Raw genomic sequence first — 16,914 nt, 5'->3', positions numbered from 1 at the left:
CCGTGCCGCTCTCGGAGCACGAGCAGCGGCTGTTCGAGCAGATCGAGCGGTCGCTTGCCGAGGACCCCAAATTCGCCTCGGCCGTGCGCGCCAGCGATCCGCGCTTCCACGCGCGGCGTCGCCTGCTCGTCGCTGCCGGCGTGATCATCGCTGGCTTGGCTCTACTGGTCTATGGCGCGGTGATCAAGACTCCACCGCTGGCGGTGGCGGGCTTTGTCGTCATGCTGGCCTCGGCCGCGTTCGCGGTGCAGTCGCACCGGCGTGCGCAGTCACCCGACCTGCACGTGGTGGGCGGCACGACCAGTCGTCGTCGTCCCCGTGGCGGTGGCCGATCCGGTCGCCGGTCGTCGATCCTGGATCGCATGGAGGACAGGTGGCGGCAGCGCCCGGAGGGGCACCGCTGAGCCCGTCCCGCCGCTGAGGCGGGCCGTACACCGCGACGAGCGGGTCGCCGGGAACAGCCCGGCGACCACTGTCGTATCCGCGCGCCCTCGTACCCGCGCGTTGCACCGCGCCCTCGTACCCGCGCCCTCGTGCCGCGCGCCGCTGCCCAGCATCACTTGATGCTGGGCAGTCCCGTCCGGCTTCTCGTGACTGCTCACCATCAAGGGATCAACGGCGGCCCGGGGCACCGCAGCGACTGCAGGTGGTTGAGCAGGGGAGCGCCGACGGGATGCGCCACAGCCGGGCGGGGCGACGGCCAATGGACCGCCGCCCCGAGCCGGACGGGGACGTCCCTCAGCGGGCCGCCCGGTCGGCCAGCAGCCGACGCGGATTCCAGCGCAGCAGCCGGTACCGGGCCCGCCCGGTCAGTGCCACCAACCGGCCGGACGAGTCCGCCAGGCCGAGCCGCCAGCGCAGCAGCACCGACGGCGGCAGCACGGCGGCCAGCAGCCGGGTCCGCCGGTCCGCCCGTGCGGCCAGCGCGCGCCGGACCGCGCGCAGCGCCGGCAGCAGCCGCTCACCGGTCAGCGGGTCCCGGGCGTAACGCGCCCGCTCCTCCGCCCGGCCGAGCAGCCGCGCCGCGCCGACCGCCGCGGTGTCATCGGTGAAGGTGTCCCGGACCAGCCGGTCCGCGGTCGCCCGGGGCGTCTCGGTCCGGTCGACCCGGACCTTGAAGTCCACCAGCGTGTCGAGCAACTCCGCCCAGGCGGCATGCGCGTCCGCGCGGGCCGCGTTGGCGTCCACCCCGACCACCATCACAGGTGCCCCGTCGCCCGGGGCGGCATCGTCCGCGGTGGCGGCCACCGCGGCGCCCTCCGCCCGGCCACCCCGCCGTCGGCGCAGCGCCAGCCGACGCAGCGCCGGCACCGCCAGCAGTGCCATCAGGGCCAGCAGACCTGCCGTCCACCATGGCCACACCGGTGCCTGCTCGGCCGGTGTCTGACCGCTGAGGGAGAGCCCGCTGTCGGTGTCCCGGTCGGCGTTGTCCGGTCCGGCCGGTCCGGCCGACGCGTCGGGGCCGACCGGGGTGTCCGTGGTGCCGGTGCCCGGGCTGGACGGCTCCGGCGCGTCAGTGTCCGGCGCCCACGCCGACCGGGTGGAGCCCGGCACCCCGTACGTCGGGGTGGCGTCGAACGGCACCCAGCCGACCCCGTTGAAGTAGACCTCGGTCCAGGCGTGCAGGTTGAGGTTGGTCAACGTGTAGGTGTCGCCGTCCCGCTTGCTGCCGTTGGTGAACCCGAACGCCACCCGGGCCGGGATGCCGGCCGCGCGGACCAGCCAGGCCATCGCTGCGGCGTACTGCTGGCAGTAGCCGACCTTGTTGGTCAGGAAGTTGACGATGTCCTGGCCACTGCTGCCGCTCTCGGTGCTGAGCCGGTAGCTGAACCCGTTGTCCGCCGAGAAGTGCTGGTAGATGGACAGCACGCGATCGTAATCGGTGCGCTGCCCCTGGATCAGCCCCTTGACCAGCTCCTCCACTTCGGGCACCGGCCCCGGGGTGGCGGTCAACTGCCGGCGGACCGGGTGGTCGGCCGGCAGCGGCTGCGCGGCGCGCAGCGCCGCCGGGGTGTACGTCGAGCGGATGTAGTCGAAGGAGTACTTCTTGCTCCGGGAGTTTTCCCGGTTGGAGAAGACGACCTGCTGGTTGGGGTCGTAGAGCCAGTTGCCGTTGAGGTCCTCGGTGCGCACCGGCTCCGCGTACACCGGCAGCAGGGACATGCTCAGGCTCTTGGTGACCTCGACGGTGGCCCGGTACGGGGTCTGCTGCACCCCTCGGCCGGCCCGCTCGCCGGGATCCGGGAGATCCCGGTTGGCCGGCCGACCACTCGGGCTGCGCGCCTGGAAGCCGCTCGGACGCAGCTCGTCGGCGACCGCGTAGCGCAGGTAGAACGGGGTCGGCTCAGACGTGGTCACCTTGACCAGGTCGCTCACCTCGGACTGGTTGAGCTGGCCGGCGAGCGACGCGAACAGGTCGATGCGGCCGGACGAGCCTGCCCCCGCCCGGCCGTTGCCGTTGCCGTTGCCCGCCCCGCCGCCGAGCGTGTCGAGCAGCCCGCCGGTCATGCCCGGCACGGCCAGCGGCAGCACCACGGCTAGGGCAACCCCGACCACCGCGAGCCGGCGGCCGGCGGCGGCCAGGGGCGAGGCCTCCCACACGTCGACGTCGCGGCCGTCGCCGGTGAACCGGCGTCCGAACCGGCGTACCCGGTCGACGTTGTCGGTGACCAGCAGCCAGAGGTACCCGGCGGCGCCCACCACGAACGGCACCGCGGGAACGCTGTCCACGTCGACGGCGACCGGCACCGAGTAGATGGCGAGCATCGGCAGCCCGGCCAGCGCGGGCCGGCGCAGCGCCACCGCCAGCACGTCCACCAGCACGGCCACCCCGCCGACGCCGAGCACGGTGATGAACAGCAGCGGGTCAGTGTCCGGCACCTCGATGCCGTACGAGCGCATGTCCTGCATGGAGCCGGTGAACAGGTCGGCGAAGTGCCCGAACGTGGTCGGCGTGGGCAGGAAGGTGAGAAACTCCGCGCCGCTGGGGAACAGCCAGGTCAGGGCGAGCACCAGGGCGGCCAGCATGCCGAGCACCTGACCCCACAGGGGTGCCCGGACGAGTCGGGTCAGCGCGGCCACCCCGGCCACCACGGCGACCGCGATCGCGGACTGGATCAGCCACGTCCAGGTCTCGAAGATGGCCGACAGCGGGGCGGCGGCGAGCAGCGTGGCCGCGGCCGCCACCGCGCCGATGTTCCGACTGGCGATCATGAGGGGAACCTTCCGTTCATCGCACGCCGCCGGCCACCGTCTCGGCCAGCGCGGCGCGCAGGGCGAAGCCCTGGGAACCCCGGCCCGCCTGCGGCCAGAGTGCCGGCAGCCGGCTGCCGTGGTCGACGCCGACCACCCGCCAACCGCTCTGCAACATCGTGAGCGCGGCGGCGCCGTGCGCGTGCTCAGCCTCGGCCCGGGCCTTCTCCGGCAGGCTCAGCCAGGTGGAGCTGTCCAACAGGAAGCCGACGCAGGTGGCGCCATTGCCCCGCAGCCCGGCCAGCAGCTCGGCCTCGGCCACACTCACCGCGCCGAACAACCCGATGATCAGACCGCCGTCAGCGCGTTGCCGGACGCGCTGCACCAGGCCGGTCACCTCGGCCCGCTGGTCCAGCCGGACCTCGGCGAGGTGGTCGAGCAGCGTCCCGTCGCCGCCGGCTTCCGAGGCGTCCACGTCCGCCCCCGAACCGGTGACCAGGCGCAGCTTGTAGCCGGCCTGACGCAGGTGCACGGCGATGCTCGCGGCGGCGGAGACCGCCCACTCGAAACTCGCCGTCGGCCCGTCGCCGCGGTGACCGTACGCGCGGGTGTCCAGCACGACCGTGGCCCGGCTCTCCCACGGCTGTTCCTCGCGGCGCACCATCAGCTCGCCAGTGCGTGCGGTGGACTTCCAGTGCACCCGGCGCAGGTCGTCGCCGCGCCGGTACTCCCGGGTCGCCGCGTCGTCCTCACCGTGCACCGCCACCGACCGGGCCCGGCTGTCGCCGCTGCCCGCGTACTCCCCGGGGAGCCGGACCGACGGCAGTGGGGTGACCTGCGGGATGACCGTCAGGTGGTCGGTGCTGGGGAAGGCCCGGCTGAGCTCGCAGAGCCCGAACGGGTCGCTCATCCGCACCACCAGCGGGCCCACGTCGTAGCGGCCCCGCACGTCGGCCCGGACGGTGTACGCCACAGAGCTGGCCTGCTGCGCGCCGAGCCGCTCCAGCACCACCCGGGGCCGGCTGCCCAGGGCGTAGGGCAGCCGGTCCTCCAGTAGCAGGGTGCCGGTCGGCAGCCGGGAGAGGTTCTGCAGCCGCAGCACCACCCGGGAGTTGGCGCCGACCGGGACCCGGTGCGGGTCCAGTGAACGGTTGCAGGCCAGCTTGTAGCGGCTGCGCCCGACGTAGGCGGCGGCCAGCAGCGGCAGGACGGCCAGCAGCACGGCGACCCGGAGCAGGTCCTTCTCGCCGAGGATGCCGGCCGAGATCGCCGCCGCGACCGCGGCGGCCAGGAACGAGCGCCCGCGGGTGGTCAGCCCGCGCAGCCCGGCACGCACGTCACGGCCTCCGCGGCTCGTAGGGCGCACGACCGTTGCCGGTGGCGGGCCGGGTGTCGTACGGGGAGCGCTGCCGGTCGTGCGGCAACGGCAGTCGGTGCACCAGCTCGGAGACGATCGCGTCGGTGGTGCGTCGGGCGAGCTGCGCGTCGGCGGTCGGGATGATCCGGTGCGCCATTACCGGCACCGCGAGGGCCTGCAGGTCGTCGGGGAGGACGTAGTCGCGCCCCTCCAGGGCGGCGACCGCCCGGGCGGTGCGCAGCAGCTGCAGGGTTGCCCGGGGGGAGGCGCCCAGACGCAGGTCGGGGGCCTCGCGGGTCGCGGTGACCAGGTCGATGGCGTACTGCTTGACCGCGTCGGCGACGTGCACCTGCCGGACGGTGGCGATGAGCTGCCGGACGATGTCCGCGTCGGAGACCGGGCGCAGCTCGTTCAGCGGGTCGGTGCCGCCGTGCCCGTCCAGCATGGCCAGCTCGGCGCCAGCGTCCGGGTAGCCCATCGCGATCCGGGCGGTGAACCGGTCGCGCTGCGCCTCGGGCAGCGGGTAGGTCCCCTCCATCTCGATCGGGTTCTGGGTGGCGATGACCATGAACGGAGTCTGCAGCTGGTACGTCACGCCGTCGACGGTGACCTGCCGCTCCTCCATGCACTCCAGCAGCGCCGACTGGGTCTTCGGCGAGGCGCGGTTGATTTCGTCGCCGACGACCAGGTTGGCGAAGACGGCGCCGGGACGGAACTCGAAGTCGTGCGTCTCCTGGTTGTAGACGCTGACCCCGGTGACGTCGCTGGGCAGCAGGTCGGGGGTGAACTGGATCCGGCGCACCGTGCAGTCGATGGACCGCGCCAAGGCCTTGGCCAGCTTGGTCTTGCCGACGCCGGGGACGTCTTCGATGAGGAGGTGACCCTCGGCGAGCAGGACGGCAAGGGCAAGCCGCACGGTGGCGGTCTTACCCTCGATGACCTGCTCGATGTTGGCCACGATGGCCTCGCTGGCGGCGCGGAACTCGTCGTGCGGCAACAGTCCGCCGACCTCGTCCCAGGTCTGTTGTGTCACGGGCCTCCTCCTCGTCGCCGTCACGGCAGCTCTGTATAGAGCACCTGGACCCGCCGTTGGGTTCGCGACGTCGAGCCTCGTTTGCCGCAGAATTCTCACTGGCCTCTCAGGCTAACCATGTTTGTCGTTATCGCCGACCCCCGCAGGCAGTCCGTCGGTTACGCACCGATATTCGCCGGGTTGGGGGACTGGCCCCGCCGACCCCGGCCCGAACCGGCGGCGAGGTACACTGCCGGACATGGCCGGAGTCTTCCTGCTTCTTATCGGGCCGTGCTGATGCGCTGAACGCGCGACAGCACGGCGGCCCCTCCTGCGTGAGGGGCATTTTTGTGCCCGTCGCCGGTCCGGCCCGGCGGTGCCGAGACGAAGCGAAGCGAAGCGAGGAGAGACGATGAGTGAGGCAGCCGCACCGGCGGGCGACATTCCCCCGTTCCGGTACACCGCGGCCCTGGCCGACGAGATCGAAAATCGTTGGCAGGACATCTGGGCGCGCGAGGGCACCTTCCACGCCCCGAACCCGACCGGCCCGCTGGCCGACCCGGACCACCCCCGGGCCGGTGCGGAAAAGCTGTACGTGCTGGACATGTTCCCCTACCCGTCCGGCGCCGGCCTGCACGTCGGCCACCCCCTGGGCTACATCGGCACCGACTGCTTCGCCCGCTACCAGCGGATGGCGGGGCGCAACGTGCTGCACGCCATGGGCTTCGACGCGTTCGGCCTGCCCGCCGAGCAGTACGCGGTGCAGACCGGCACCCACCCACGGACCACCACGGTGGCGAACATCGAGCGGTACAAGGCGCAGCTGCGCCGGCTGGGGCTGGCGCACGACGAGCGCCGCTCGGTGGCGACCATCGACACCGACTTCTACCGCTGGACCCAGTGGATCTTCCTGCAGATCTTCAACTCCTGGTACGACCGGGACGCCGGCCGGGCCCGGCCGATCGCCGAGCTGATCGCCGAGTTCGAGGGCGGCAACCGGGCGACCCCGGACGGCCGGTCCTGGGCCGAGCTGAGCGTCGCCGAGCGCCGCCAGGTCGTCGACGATCACCGCCTGGCGTACGTCTCGCAGGCCCCGGTGAACTGGTGCCCAGGGCTGGGCACCGTGCTGGCCAACGAGGAGGTCACCGCCGACGGCCGCTCCGACCGGGGCAACTTCCCGGTCTTCAAGCGCAACCTGAAGCAGTGGATGATGCGGATCACCGCGTACGGTGACCGGCTGATCGAGGACCTGGACAGCCTGGACTGGCCCGAGCCGATCAAGATGATGCAGCGCAACTGGATCGGCCGGTCCACCGGTGCGCACATCGACTTCCCCACCGAGCTGGAGCCGATCCGGGTGTTCACGACCCGGCCGGACACCATCTTCGGGGCCACGTACATGGTGCTGGCGCCCGAGCACGAGCTGGTCGACACGCTGGTGCCGGCCGCCTGGCCGGAGGGGACGAGGGACGCCTGGACCGGCGGGCACGCCAGCCCTCGGGCGGCCGTCGAGGCGTACCGCAAGGCGGCGGCGGCCAAGACCGACATCGAGCGGCAGGCCGACAGCAAGGAGAAGACCGGCGTCTTCATCGGCGCGTACGCCACCAACCCGGTCACCGGCGGGCAGATCCCGATCTTCATCGCCGACTACGTGCTGGCCGGCTACGGCACCGGCGCGATCATGGCGGTGCCGGCACAGGACGAGCGGGACTGGGCGTTCGCCGAGGTCTTCGAGCTGCCCATCGTGCGCACCGTGCAGCCCGCGGAGGGCTTCGACGGCAAGGCGTACACCGGGGACGGCCCGGCGATCAACAGCGCTGCGCCCGAGCGCGGCCTGGACCTGGACGGCCTGGGGGTCGCCGACGCCAAGGCGGCGATCACCGCCTGGCTGGAGGCGAACGGGTACGGCGCCGGCGCGGTGACCTACCGGCTGCGCGACTGGCTGTTCTCCCGGCAGCGCTACTGGGGCGAGCCGTTCCCGATCGTCTACGACGAGACCGGCGCGGCGATCGCCCTGCCCGAGGAGATGCTGCCGGTCGAGCTGCCGGAGGTGGACGACTTCTCGCCGAAGACGTTCGACCCGAACGACGGCGACTCGAACCCGGAGACCCCGCTGTCGCGTCGCCGCGACTGGGTCGAGGTGGAGCTGGACCTGGGTGACGGGCCGAAGCGGTACACCCGGGAGACCAACGTGATGCCGCAGTGGGCCGGCTCCTGCTGGTACGAGCTGCGCTACCTGGACCCGACCAACAGCGAGCGGTTCGTCGACGCGGAGAACGAGCGGTACTGGATGGGCCCGCGCGGCGAGGGCGACTGCGGGGGTACCGACCTGTACGTCGGCGGCGCCGAGCACGCCGTGCTGCACCTGCTGTACGCGCGGTTCTGGCACAAGGTGCTGTTCGACCTGGGGCACGTGTCGTCGTTCGAGCCGTTCCGCAAGCTGTTCAACCAGGGCATGATCCAGGCGTACGCGTACACCGACTCGCGCGGCAGTTACGTGCAGGCCGAGGACGTCATCGAGCGCGAAGGCGGCTGGTACCTGGGCGACGACGAGGTGCGCCGCGAGTACGGCAAGATGGGCAAGTCGCTGAAGAACGTGGTGACCCCCGACGACATGTGCGCCGCGTACGGCGCGGACACCTTCCGGGTGTACGAGATGTCGATGGGCCCGCTGGAGGTGTCCCGTCCCTGGGAGACCCGGGCGGTCGTCGGGTCGTACCGGTTCCTGCAGCGGGTCTGGCGGGCCGTGGTCGACGAGGAGACCGGTGCGCTGCGGGTCAGTGAGGCCCCGGCCGACGAGGCGACCCGCCGGCTGCTGCACAAGGTGATCGACGGGGTCCGTGGCGACATGGACGGCATCCGGTTCAACACCGCGATCGCGAAGCTGATCGAGCTGACCAACGGGCTGACCCAGCTGTCGGCGACGCCGCGCGAGGTGGCCGAGCCGCTGGTGCTCATGGTGGCGCCGTTCGCCCCGCACGTGGCCGAGGAACTGTGGCGCCGGCTGGGCCACCAGACCTCGCTGACGTACGCGGACTTCCCGACGGCTGATCCGGCACTGCTGGTGGCGGACACGGTGACCTATCCGGTGCAGGTCAACGGCAAGGTCCGTGGCCGCATCGAGGTTCCCACCGACGCGTCCGAGGAGTCGGTCCGTGCCGCCGCCCTGGACGCGGTGGCCGCCACCCTGGCCGGCAAGGAACCCCGCAAGGTCATCGTGGTGCCGGGCCGGATGGTCTCCGTCGTCGCCTGACCCGACCCCCGGTCTCGGCCCGGGTCCCGCTGGTGTAGCGGGGCTGGCGTCGCGATCCGGGCATCCCGGGCGGGGCTTCGCGGTCTGGCCGCCCGGCTCTGCCGGCACCGAGCGTGACGCCTGTGGGGGCGGACACCGTGACGAGCGTGATGACTCAGAGGCATATTTATGCCTCTGAATCATCACGCTCATTGGCGCATCCGTCGCCTGGGCGCGACACGCCGGCCCGAGGGCGGGCCAGGTCGCAGCCTCGGGAAGGGCGGTCAGGCCGGCATGGAGCGGCAGTGCCGCTCGGCGCGCCACCACTGGTGGATGAGCACCACGCTGGCGATCAGGCCGAGGCTGGCGGGGGCGGCGGCGTACCAGTTGATGCGGCCGGGGGAGCTGACCGCCGCGCCGATCGCGGCGTAGCCGAAGGCGGTCGGCGCGGAGGCGATCACGCTGCCGGCCAGGAACGGCAGTATCCGGGCCCCGGTGGTGCCGTAGCCGTAGCTGACCAGCCCGAAGCCGGCGATCGGCAGCAGCCGGACGGTGACCACGCCGAGCACGCTCTGCCGGGTGAACCAGCCGTCGAGGCGGGCCAGCCGGCCGCGGACCCGCTCGGCCACGAACTCCCGGCCGAGCAGCCGGCCGACCGTGAACCCGATCGCCGCCGCCAGCAGCGCGGCGCCCAGGGCGTACGCGGCGCCCTCCAGCGGGCCGAAGATGGCGCCCGAGGCGAGTGTGATGAAGGTCCGGGGTACCAACGCGACCAGCAGCAGCGCGCCGCCGAGGACCGCCGCCACCGGGGCGAGATGGCCGAGGTGGTTGGCCAGCCGGGGTAACTGCTCCGGGTCCGGTCGGGGCGCCAGGAGCAGCAGCAGCGCGCAGCCGCCGATCAGCAGCACGAGCAGGGCGAACCGGGCGGCCGACGGCTGCCGGAGCAGCCGCCGGACGGCGGGGATCATGCCCGGGCGGCGGCCACCGCGGCGCGGCGTTCGCTCCGAAGCCGGTCCGACCAGGTGTCGTCCAGCGGCGGGAGCTGGTGCGCCCCGGTGGCCCAGCGCAGCAGAAGGTCGGCCAGGGCCGGATTGCGGGCCAGCGCGGGGCCGTGCGAATAGGTGCCGAGCAGCTTGCCCCGCCAGGCACCCTCGGTGGTGCCGTCGTTGCCCACCCCGGTGCTCACCCGTGCCAGCGGGGAGACCTCCGGGCCGAGGTGGGTGCGGCCGCCGTGGTTCTCGAAGCCGGTCAGCGCGGGCAGGCCCAGGCGGGGGTCGATCTCGCCGGCCAGCTCGCCGACGGCTCGGCTCGGGCCCCGGTCGGACTGCAGGTCGAGCAGCTCCAGGCCGCGGCACTGCACACCCTTGGCGAAGAAGGACATGCCGAGCAGCTGGTAGCCGGCGCAGACGCCGAACACCACCGAGCCCTGGGCGACCGCCCGGTGCAGGCCACCGTCGGCGATCAGCCGCTGGGCGCCCAGCGCCTGCGGACCGTCCTCACCGCCGCCGACCAGGTAGATGTCGGCGGTCGCGGGCAGCCGTTGGTCGGAGCGGACCTCCATGACCTCGACCGGCATACCGCGCTGGCGGGCCCGCCGGGCGAGGATCAGCGCGTTGCCCCGGTCGCCGTAGGTGGAGAGGAGGTCGGGGTAGATCCAGACGATGCGCAGGCTCTCAGTTGACACGGTCCAACTCCGCTCGGATGTCCTGGAACGCGGTGTAGTTCGCGATGACCTCCAGCCGCCCCGGCGGGACCGACCGGATCGCGTCCTCGAACGTGCGCACGTGCTGGAACGACACGTCGTTGACGTCCAGGCGGACCGCCAGGTCGTACGCCCGGTCGCCGGTGATCAGCACCTGTCGGCCGCGCAGCGGCGCGAAGTCGACGTCGAAGAGCCAGGAGGTGTCCAGCCCGTCGGGGTCGCGCGCGTTGATGGAGAGCAGGGTCGGCGCCTCGTCGGCCATGTCGAAGGCCTCCAGCCAACTGGCCGGATTCTTGGCCAGCAGCAGCCGGATGTTGCGCCCGTCCTTGTCCACCTGCGCGTAGCGGCCGGCCACCGAGGTGACGATGCCGAGGCGGGACACCGCGTCGACCGGGCGGACGCCGAACTCGGCGGCCACGGCCAGCGCCGTCGCCGCGTTGCCCAGGTTGACCTTGCCGGGTAGCTGGAGGGAGACCTTGTGCCAGGCGCCGGTGGGGTCGAGCACGCCCTCGTCCTCGACGACCCACTGCGGCTCCGGCCGGCGCAGCGGGCAGCCGGTGCACCACCACTGGTCGCCGTTGCGCTGAATGGTGGAGCCGCACTCCGGGCAGACCCAGGAGTCGTCGTGCCAGCGCTGGCCGGCGCTGAACCAGGTCACGTGCGGCGGGTTGATGCCGCGGGCGGGGTCGCCCGGCGGGGTGGCGGCCCAGACCACCATCGGGTCGTCGGCGTTGGCCACCACCCGCACATCGGTGTGCCGGACCAGCGCCGCGCGCCAGAGCTGCGCCATCATGGCGACCTCCTTGGCCCGGTCGAGCTGGTCGCGGGAGAGGTTCAGCAGGGCGACCACGTGCGGCTCGGTCGCCTCCAGCACCTGGGCGAGGTAGTGCTCGTCGACCTCCAGCACGGCGTACGGGGTGCTGCCGGCCTTGGCCAGCGCCGAGGTGTGGCCGCTGGGCATGTTGGCGCCGAAGGAGTTGGTGGCGACCCGCCCGAGCACGCCGACCGCGGCGGCGGTCAACCGGGTGGTGGTGGTCTTGCCGTTGGTGCCGGAGACGAGCGCGATGGCGCGCCCGGCCGACAGGTGGGCCAGCAGGTCCGGGTCGATCTTCAGGCCGATCCACCCGCCGATCACCGAACCGTCGCCACGGCCGGCCGCCCGGGAGAGCGCGGCGGCGGTCCGTGACACGGAGCTGGCCACCTTGGCCCGTAGGGGCATTTTCGCGTCCGTCACGCGAGCGAGGTTACCGGACCGCCCGCCCCACCAGATCGCCGCCGACCGCGAACCGTTCGGCCGTGGTGCCCACGCGGGCGGCTGGTTCGGCTTCATCCGGACGGAGTCGATCTATGTCGGAAAGCGGACCACGCCGGACCGCCGCCGTGGCCCTCCACTCCGCTCCACCCCTTGTGACGTGCGGTTTTGCCCGCGCATCGAGCGCGCCACGCGGGCGAATCTGGTTGCAGGTGGAGGGAAGTGGAGTAGAGTGGGGACCAATGGTGAGGCCGGGAGGGCTCACCGGCCCGGGGGGTCAGCGGCGCCGCGAACGCCGTTCAAGGGCGAGGGGGTAGGGCCGATGTTCCTCGGCACCCACACTCCGCGCCTGGACGACAAAGGCCGGTTGATCCTTCCGGCCAAGTTCCGGGACGAGCTGGCAGGGGGTGTCGTGGTCACTAAAGGGCAGGAGCGCTGCCTCTACGTCTTTCCGACACCTGAGTTCCAGCGGATCGCGGAGCAGTTGCGCGCGCAACCGATGACGCACAAGGCGGCCCGGGCCTACAGCCGGGTCTTCTTCGCCAGCGCGCACGACGAGGTTCCGGACAAGCAGGGTCGGGTGACCATCCCGGCCCACCTGCGGGCGTACGCCGCACTGGATCGCGACCTGGTCGTGATCGGCGCGAGCACGCGGGTGGAGATCTGGGACCGGGTCGCCTGGGAGACCTACCTCGCCGAGAGCGAAGACGACTTCGCCGACATCGAGGAGGGGGTGCTGCCCGGCGGTCTGTAGGGCGGAACGGCGCCCGACGTACTGCGAGATCTCCAGCCGCTTTCGAGTTCCTGGCACCCCTTCCCCGGTGCCAGGCGCACGATCCAGTCATCGGGCGGAGCCCGGTGCCCGGCGGGAGCGGATGGGGATCTGGCGGTACGACGGCAGCGCCGTCCGACGACGGGCGCACGAGGAGAACGGACGTTTCAACCAGTGGGGGTCATCATGGGGGAGTTGCGCGGCACGCACGTGCCGGTGCTGCTCGAGCGGTGTCTCGAGCTGCTGGCCCCCGCGCTGGGTCGAAGCGGCCGGACGGTGCACGTCGACGCGACGCTCGGCCTGGGCGGGCACGCGGAGGCGGTGCTCGAGGCGCATCCGGAGACGGTCCTGATCGGGCTGGACCGGGACACCGAGGCACTCGCCCACGCGCGGGTTCGGCTGGCCCGGTTCGCCGATCGGGTGCACCTGGAGCACGCCGTCTACGACGAGCTGCCCGAGGTGCTCGACCGGCTGGGCTATCCGGGCATCGACGGCATCCTGTTCGACCTGGGTGTCTCGTCGCTGCAACTCGACGCGCCCGACCGCGGGTTCGCGTACGCCCAGGACGCGCCACTGGACATGCGGATGGACCAGACCCGGGGGGTGACCGCCGAGGAGGTGGTCAACACCTACGCGCACCCGGACCTGGCCCGGGTGCTTCGGGTCTACGGCGAGGAGAAGTTCGCCGGCCGGATCGCCTCGGCGATCATCCGGGAGCGGGAACGCGTCCGGATCACGTCGTCCGCGCGGCTGGCGGAGCTGGTCCGGGACTCCATTCCGGCGCCAGCTCGACGAACGGGCGGACACCCGGCAAAGAGAACGTTTCAGGCTTTACGGATCGAGGTAAACAAAGAGCTGGCAGCGCTGGAGACGGCGCTGCCGTCCGCGCTCGACGCACTGACCGTGGGCGGTCGCATGGTGGTCCTGTCCTACCACTCGCTGGAGGACCGGCTCACCAAGGTGGCGCTCGCGGACCGGGTCCGCAGTAAGGGCCCGATCGACCTCCCGGTCGAACTGCCCGGGTCCGGTCCGACGTTCCGGCTGCTCAGCCGGGGTGCCGAACTGGCCGGGGAAGCGGAGGTCGCCGCTAACCCGCGAGCCGCCTCGGTGCGGCTGCGGGCGGCGGAGCGACTCGACCCGAACGCGGCACAGCAAGGGCGGACCGACCGCGAACGGTCCCGCCGAAGGGTGAAGGGGATGCACCAACCGGGAACGGGGACTGCGTGATCCGTGGGGGATCCGTGGCTCCGGTCCGGTAGAGGGACGGACGTTGAGGGGGAGGGGACATGAGCATTGACAAGCGCGACCGCCGGGACATCACCGGCGGCGGGCAGCGCACACCACGGTCGGGGGGCCGGACCGTGGCGGAGCGGGCGACGCGCGTGGGGAACGGTACGCCACGCATCGATCGAGTGAAGCGGCAGGGGGAGGCTCGTGCCCGGGGGGCGCGCGAGTTCCCCACCCAGGGCAGTGCCGCGCTGCGGCCGGCCGAGAAGGCCGGCGTCGCCGCCAGCGCTCGCCCGCCGCGGCTGCGGGTGGCGCCGCCGCCGCCGATGTCGGTGCCGCGCGCGCCGTTCGCGGCGCTGATCGTGCTGCTGGTGCTCGGTGGGGTGCTGGGCATCCTGACGGTCAACACCAAGATCAATGAGAATGCCCTGCGGCTGGAGAAGCTGGAGCAGCAGCAGGGCCGGCTGGACCTGGAGAAGCAGCAGCTGGACAAGCAGATCGCCGACGCCAAGGCGCCAGGCAACCTGACCGCCGAGGCGCGCCGGCTGGGCCTGGTGGACGCCGGTGAGCCGGCGTACATCCGGCTGCCGGACGGCAAGACCATCGGTGTGCCGAAGCCGGCGACCGGCGAGCCGTCGGTGACCAGCCAGCAGGGTGCGGGAGGCTGACCGGTGCCATCGAGGTCGGACGAGCCGCGCCGGGATCCCAAGGGGTCCCGGCGCGGCTCTTCCCGTGACACCAACCCCACGGACGGGGAGCCGCGCGCCGGGGAGCCGGGCATGGGAGGCATCTCGGGCGCTCGGGCGTACACCCCTCGGGGCCGGACCATCCGGGAGGAGCGCGGCTCGCCGGCGCGTAGCGGGGGCACCGAGCAGCGGCGTACCCCGCGCAGCACCCGGTCCGGCGACCCGTTCCGGCCCGCGTTGCAGGTGCTCGACGGCGGCCGGGCCGCTGCCCGGACCGGCCGGCGGGACGCGCCGGCGGCGGGACGCGGCGGGGTGGTGCGCACCGTCGCGCCGCGCACCCCGCGCGGCCCGGCCGGCGACGAGCCGCCGCCGCGCCGCCGGACCACGCCGCGCGCGCCGCGCCGCGGCGACCGCCCGGCTGCCCGCCGGCCGTCCCGCAAGCCACCGCGCCCGCCGAAGCTGGCCGACTCACGGCTGCGGCTGAGGCTGGGCACCGCGCTCACCCTGGCGCTGTTCGCCGTCATCGGGATCCGGCTGATCTTCCTCCAGGCGGTGGACACCCCGGCGTACGCCGGCGGCGGCGTCGCCGACCGGACCCGCAAGGTCGAGCTGCCCGCCCCGCGCGGCGCGATCTACGACCGCACCGGCGCCCCGCTGGCACACAGCGTCGAGGCGCGGTACGTGTACGCCGACCCGACCGAGATCGAGGACCCGGCCGGCACCGCGAAGGCGCTCTCCCCCCTGCTCGGCATCCCGGCGTCGAAGCTCACCGAGCTGATGAAGCCCCGCAAGCTGGAGAACGGCATCCTGTCCCAGTTCGTGTACCTGGCCCGGGGGGTGGAGATCTCGACCGCCAAGCGGGTGCAGACGCTGGAGCTGCCCGGCATCGGGGTGCACCGCGACGAGCGCCGCGAGGTGCCCGGCGGCGACCTGGCGGCCAACCTGATCGGCTTCACCAGCCAGGACATGGTCGGGCTGGAAGGGCTGGAGGCCCGCTACGACGATCTGCTCGCCGGGCAGGACGGCAAGCGGGTGTACGAGGCCGGCCTCGGTAACCTGGACGCGCCGATCCCGGGCGGCTACAGCAAGACCACGCCGGCCAAGCCGGGCACCTCCATGACCCTCACCATCGACCGTGACCTGCAGTTCCGCGCCCAGCAGATCCTCAGTGCGGCGATGGCGCAGCACCGCGGCGGCACCGCCGCAGCGGTGATCATCGACATTCCTTCTGGTGAGGTGCTGGCCCAGGTCAGCAATCCCACCTACGACGCGGCGAAGCCGGTGGACAGCGACCCGGTCGCCCGGGAGGACGCGGCGACCAGCTTCGTGGTCGACCCCGGTTCGGTGCACAAGGCGATCACCTTCGGGGCGGCACTGCAGGAGGGGGTGATCACCCCGGACACCACGCTGCCCATCGCGAACAGCATCAAGAAGGGCGACACCTGGTTCGCCGACACCCACCCGGCGAACGGCAAGCGGATGAGCGTGCCGGGGATGCTCGCCTACTCGTCGAACGTCGGCACCATCACCATCGCCGACCGGCTCGGCCGGGAACGGTTGATCGACTACCAGAAGCGGTTCGGGCTCGGCCAGCCCACCGGCGAGGGGATGCCCGGCGAGGCCCGCGGACGGCTGCTGCCGGCCGACGAGTGGAGCGAGTCGTCGGCCGGGTCGGTGCCGATCGGGCACAGCGTCGACGCCACGCCGCTGCAGATGGCCGCCGCGTACGCCACCATCGCCAACGACGGCACCTACGTGCAGCCACACCTGGTCAAGGAGACGATCGGCCCGGACGGTAAGCACACTGCCGCGCCGGCCCCGGTGACGCGTTCGGTGCTCAGCCCGCAGAACGCGGCGGCGCTGCGCACCATGCTGGAGGCGGTCACCACGGTCGATGGCGCCACCGGCGAGGCCGCCGCGGTCCCCGGCTACCGGATCGCCGGCAAGACCGGCACCGGCTGGCGGCTGGTGGACGGCAAGAAGCAGCCCGGCGAGGTGTCCTCCTTCATCGGGATGGCCCCCGCGGAGAAGCCCCGTTACGTCGTCGCGGTGTTCGTGTACAGCCCTGGTGGCGGTGGCGCCAAGGCGGCAACAGAATCCTTCCGCGAAGTGATGAGCTTCACTCTGCGTCATTCACGAGTCCCTCCTACGGGAACGCCGAGTCCACGTTTTGTCGTCTTCCCTGGTTAGCAACGGATGGTGCCTTCGGCGGAGGCACGCAGACCGCGTTGAAGCAGGTGCAGGCTGCGGTTGGTGTGACCGCTGACGGTGTCTACGGCCCGAACACGCGGAACGCCATGAAGTGGATCCACGCGGAGATTTAATTGCAGTCGGGCGCGGATACGGGTTGGAAATAATCCGTGTCCGCGCCTCATTTTCTGGTTTCTGGTGAAGGCGGCTGAGCCGGCAGGGAACTGTGCTCCCCTGCGGTGCTCTCGCAACCGGCTCGGACCCCTGCACCAGCGTCGCCACAGCCGTTCCA

Annotated in this window: 12 protein-coding genes and 1 pseudogene; 7 read left to right on the top strand and 6 right to left on the bottom strand. The window is 72.4% G+C overall.

What is annotated here, in order from left to right; all coding sequences use genetic code 11:
* The first annotated feature begins 2 nt into the window (after nucleotides 1-2).
* Nucleotides 3-404, top strand: a complete 402-nt coding sequence (locus tag ACFY29_RS07190) for a DUF3040 domain-containing protein (protein ID WP_124817678.1) — start codon at nucleotides 3-5, stop codon at nucleotides 402-404.
* 334 nt (nucleotides 405-738) lie between these two features.
* Here the strand turns inward: ACFY29_RS07190 and ACFY29_RS07185 are convergent, their stop codons facing one another.
* Genes ACFY29_RS07185 through ACFY29_RS07175 form a run of 3 tightly spaced genes read right to left on the bottom strand, consistent with a single transcriptional unit; the run spans nucleotide 739 to nucleotide 5,582 of the window.
* A complete protein-coding gene (locus ACFY29_RS07185; RefSeq protein ID WP_386984049.1) occupies nucleotides 739-3,213 on the bottom strand; it encodes a transglutaminaseTgpA domain-containing protein in 2,475 nt (824 codons plus the stop codon).
* A gap of 16 nt (nucleotides 3,214-3,229) precedes the next feature.
* Complete coding sequence (locus ACFY29_RS07180; protein WP_328418891.1) at nucleotides 3,230-4,528, bottom strand: DUF58 domain-containing protein; 1,299 nt, start codon at nucleotides 4,526-4,528, stop codon at nucleotides 3,230-3,232.
* Nucleotide 4,529: 1 nt separating this feature from the next.
* Entirely contained in the window at nucleotides 4,530-5,582 is a 1,053-nt protein-coding gene (locus ACFY29_RS07175; RefSeq protein WP_328418890.1) for a MoxR family ATPase, read from the bottom strand.
* 391 nt (nucleotides 5,583-5,973) lie between these two features.
* Between ACFY29_RS07175 and leuS the strand changes: the two genes are divergently transcribed.
* Nucleotides 5,974-8,814, top strand: coding sequence for a leucine--tRNA ligase (gene leuS / locus ACFY29_RS07170; RefSeq protein WP_386984046.1), 2,841 nt, complete (start codon nucleotides 5,974-5,976; stop codon nucleotides 8,812-8,814).
* Between the two features lie 263 nt (nucleotides 8,815-9,077).
* Here leuS and ACFY29_RS07165 read toward each other — a convergent pair whose 3' ends face one another.
* Genes ACFY29_RS07165 through ACFY29_RS07155 form a run of 3 tightly spaced genes read right to left on the bottom strand, consistent with a single transcriptional unit; the run spans nucleotide 9,078 to nucleotide 11,714 of the window.
* Entirely contained in the window at nucleotides 9,078-9,761 is a 684-nt protein-coding gene (locus tag ACFY29_RS07165; protein WP_386984044.1) for a TVP38/TMEM64 family protein, read from the bottom strand.
* The gene (locus ACFY29_RS07160) at nucleotides 9,758-10,477 is read right to left on the bottom strand and encodes a glutamine amidotransferase (protein ID WP_328418887.1); all 720 of its coding nucleotides are present in this window, start codon (nucleotides 10,475-10,477) and stop codon (nucleotides 9,758-9,760) included. The genes ACFY29_RS07165 and ACFY29_RS07160 overlap by 4 nt, the downstream gene beginning before the upstream one ends.
* The gene (locus tag ACFY29_RS07155; RefSeq protein ID WP_328426798.1) at nucleotides 10,467-11,714 is read right to left on the bottom strand and encodes a MurT ligase domain-containing protein; all 1,248 of its coding nucleotides are present in this window, start codon (nucleotides 11,712-11,714) and stop codon (nucleotides 10,467-10,469) included. The genes ACFY29_RS07160 and ACFY29_RS07155 overlap by 11 nt, the downstream gene beginning before the upstream one ends.
* 355 nt (nucleotides 11,715-12,069) lie before the next feature.
* Here ACFY29_RS07155 and mraZ point away from each other — a divergent pair, with 355 nt between their 5' ends.
* From mraZ to ACFY29_RS07130, 5 genes and pseudogenes are all read left to right on the top strand, one after another.
* On the top strand, nucleotides 12,070-12,501 hold the full coding sequence (gene mraZ, locus ACFY29_RS07150; RefSeq protein WP_328418886.1) for a division/cell wall cluster transcriptional repressor MraZ: 432 nt from the start codon (nucleotides 12,070-12,072) through the stop codon (nucleotides 12,499-12,501).
* Between the two features lie 204 nt (nucleotides 12,502-12,705).
* Nucleotides 12,706-13,743, top strand: a pseudogene (rsmH, locus tag ACFY29_RS07145) (16S rRNA (cytosine(1402)-N(4))-methyltransferase RsmH); the annotation flags it as partial.
* Nucleotides 13,744-13,805: 62 nt separating this feature from the next.
* Nucleotides 13,806-14,414 carry a hypothetical protein gene (locus ACFY29_RS07140; RefSeq protein WP_328418885.1) on the top strand — a complete coding sequence of 203 codons (609 nt, stop codon included), beginning with the start codon at nucleotides 13,806-13,808 and terminating at the stop codon, nucleotides 14,412-14,414.
* 3 nt (nucleotides 14,415-14,417) lie between these two features.
* On the top strand, nucleotides 14,418-16,622 hold the full coding sequence (locus ACFY29_RS07135) for a peptidoglycan D,D-transpeptidase FtsI family protein (RefSeq protein WP_386984040.1): 2,205 nt from the start codon (nucleotides 14,418-14,420) through the stop codon (nucleotides 16,620-16,622).
* Nucleotides 16,529-16,756: a peptidoglycan-binding domain-containing protein gene (locus ACFY29_RS07130; RefSeq protein ID WP_386984674.1), complete on the top strand. Its 228-nt coding sequence runs from the start codon at nucleotides 16,529-16,531 to the stop codon at nucleotides 16,754-16,756. The genes ACFY29_RS07135 and ACFY29_RS07130 overlap by 94 nt, the downstream gene beginning before the upstream one ends.
* Nucleotides 16,757-16,914: the final 158 nt, after the last annotated feature.

It is taken from the genome of Micromonospora sp. NPDC000668 (genome assembly GCF_042897975.1).
GTDB lineage: Bacteria > Actinomycetota > Actinomycetes > Mycobacteriales > Micromonosporaceae > Micromonospora.
Note: the sequence above shows the minus strand (reverse complement) of the source record. Positions and strands in the feature narration are given on the sequence as shown.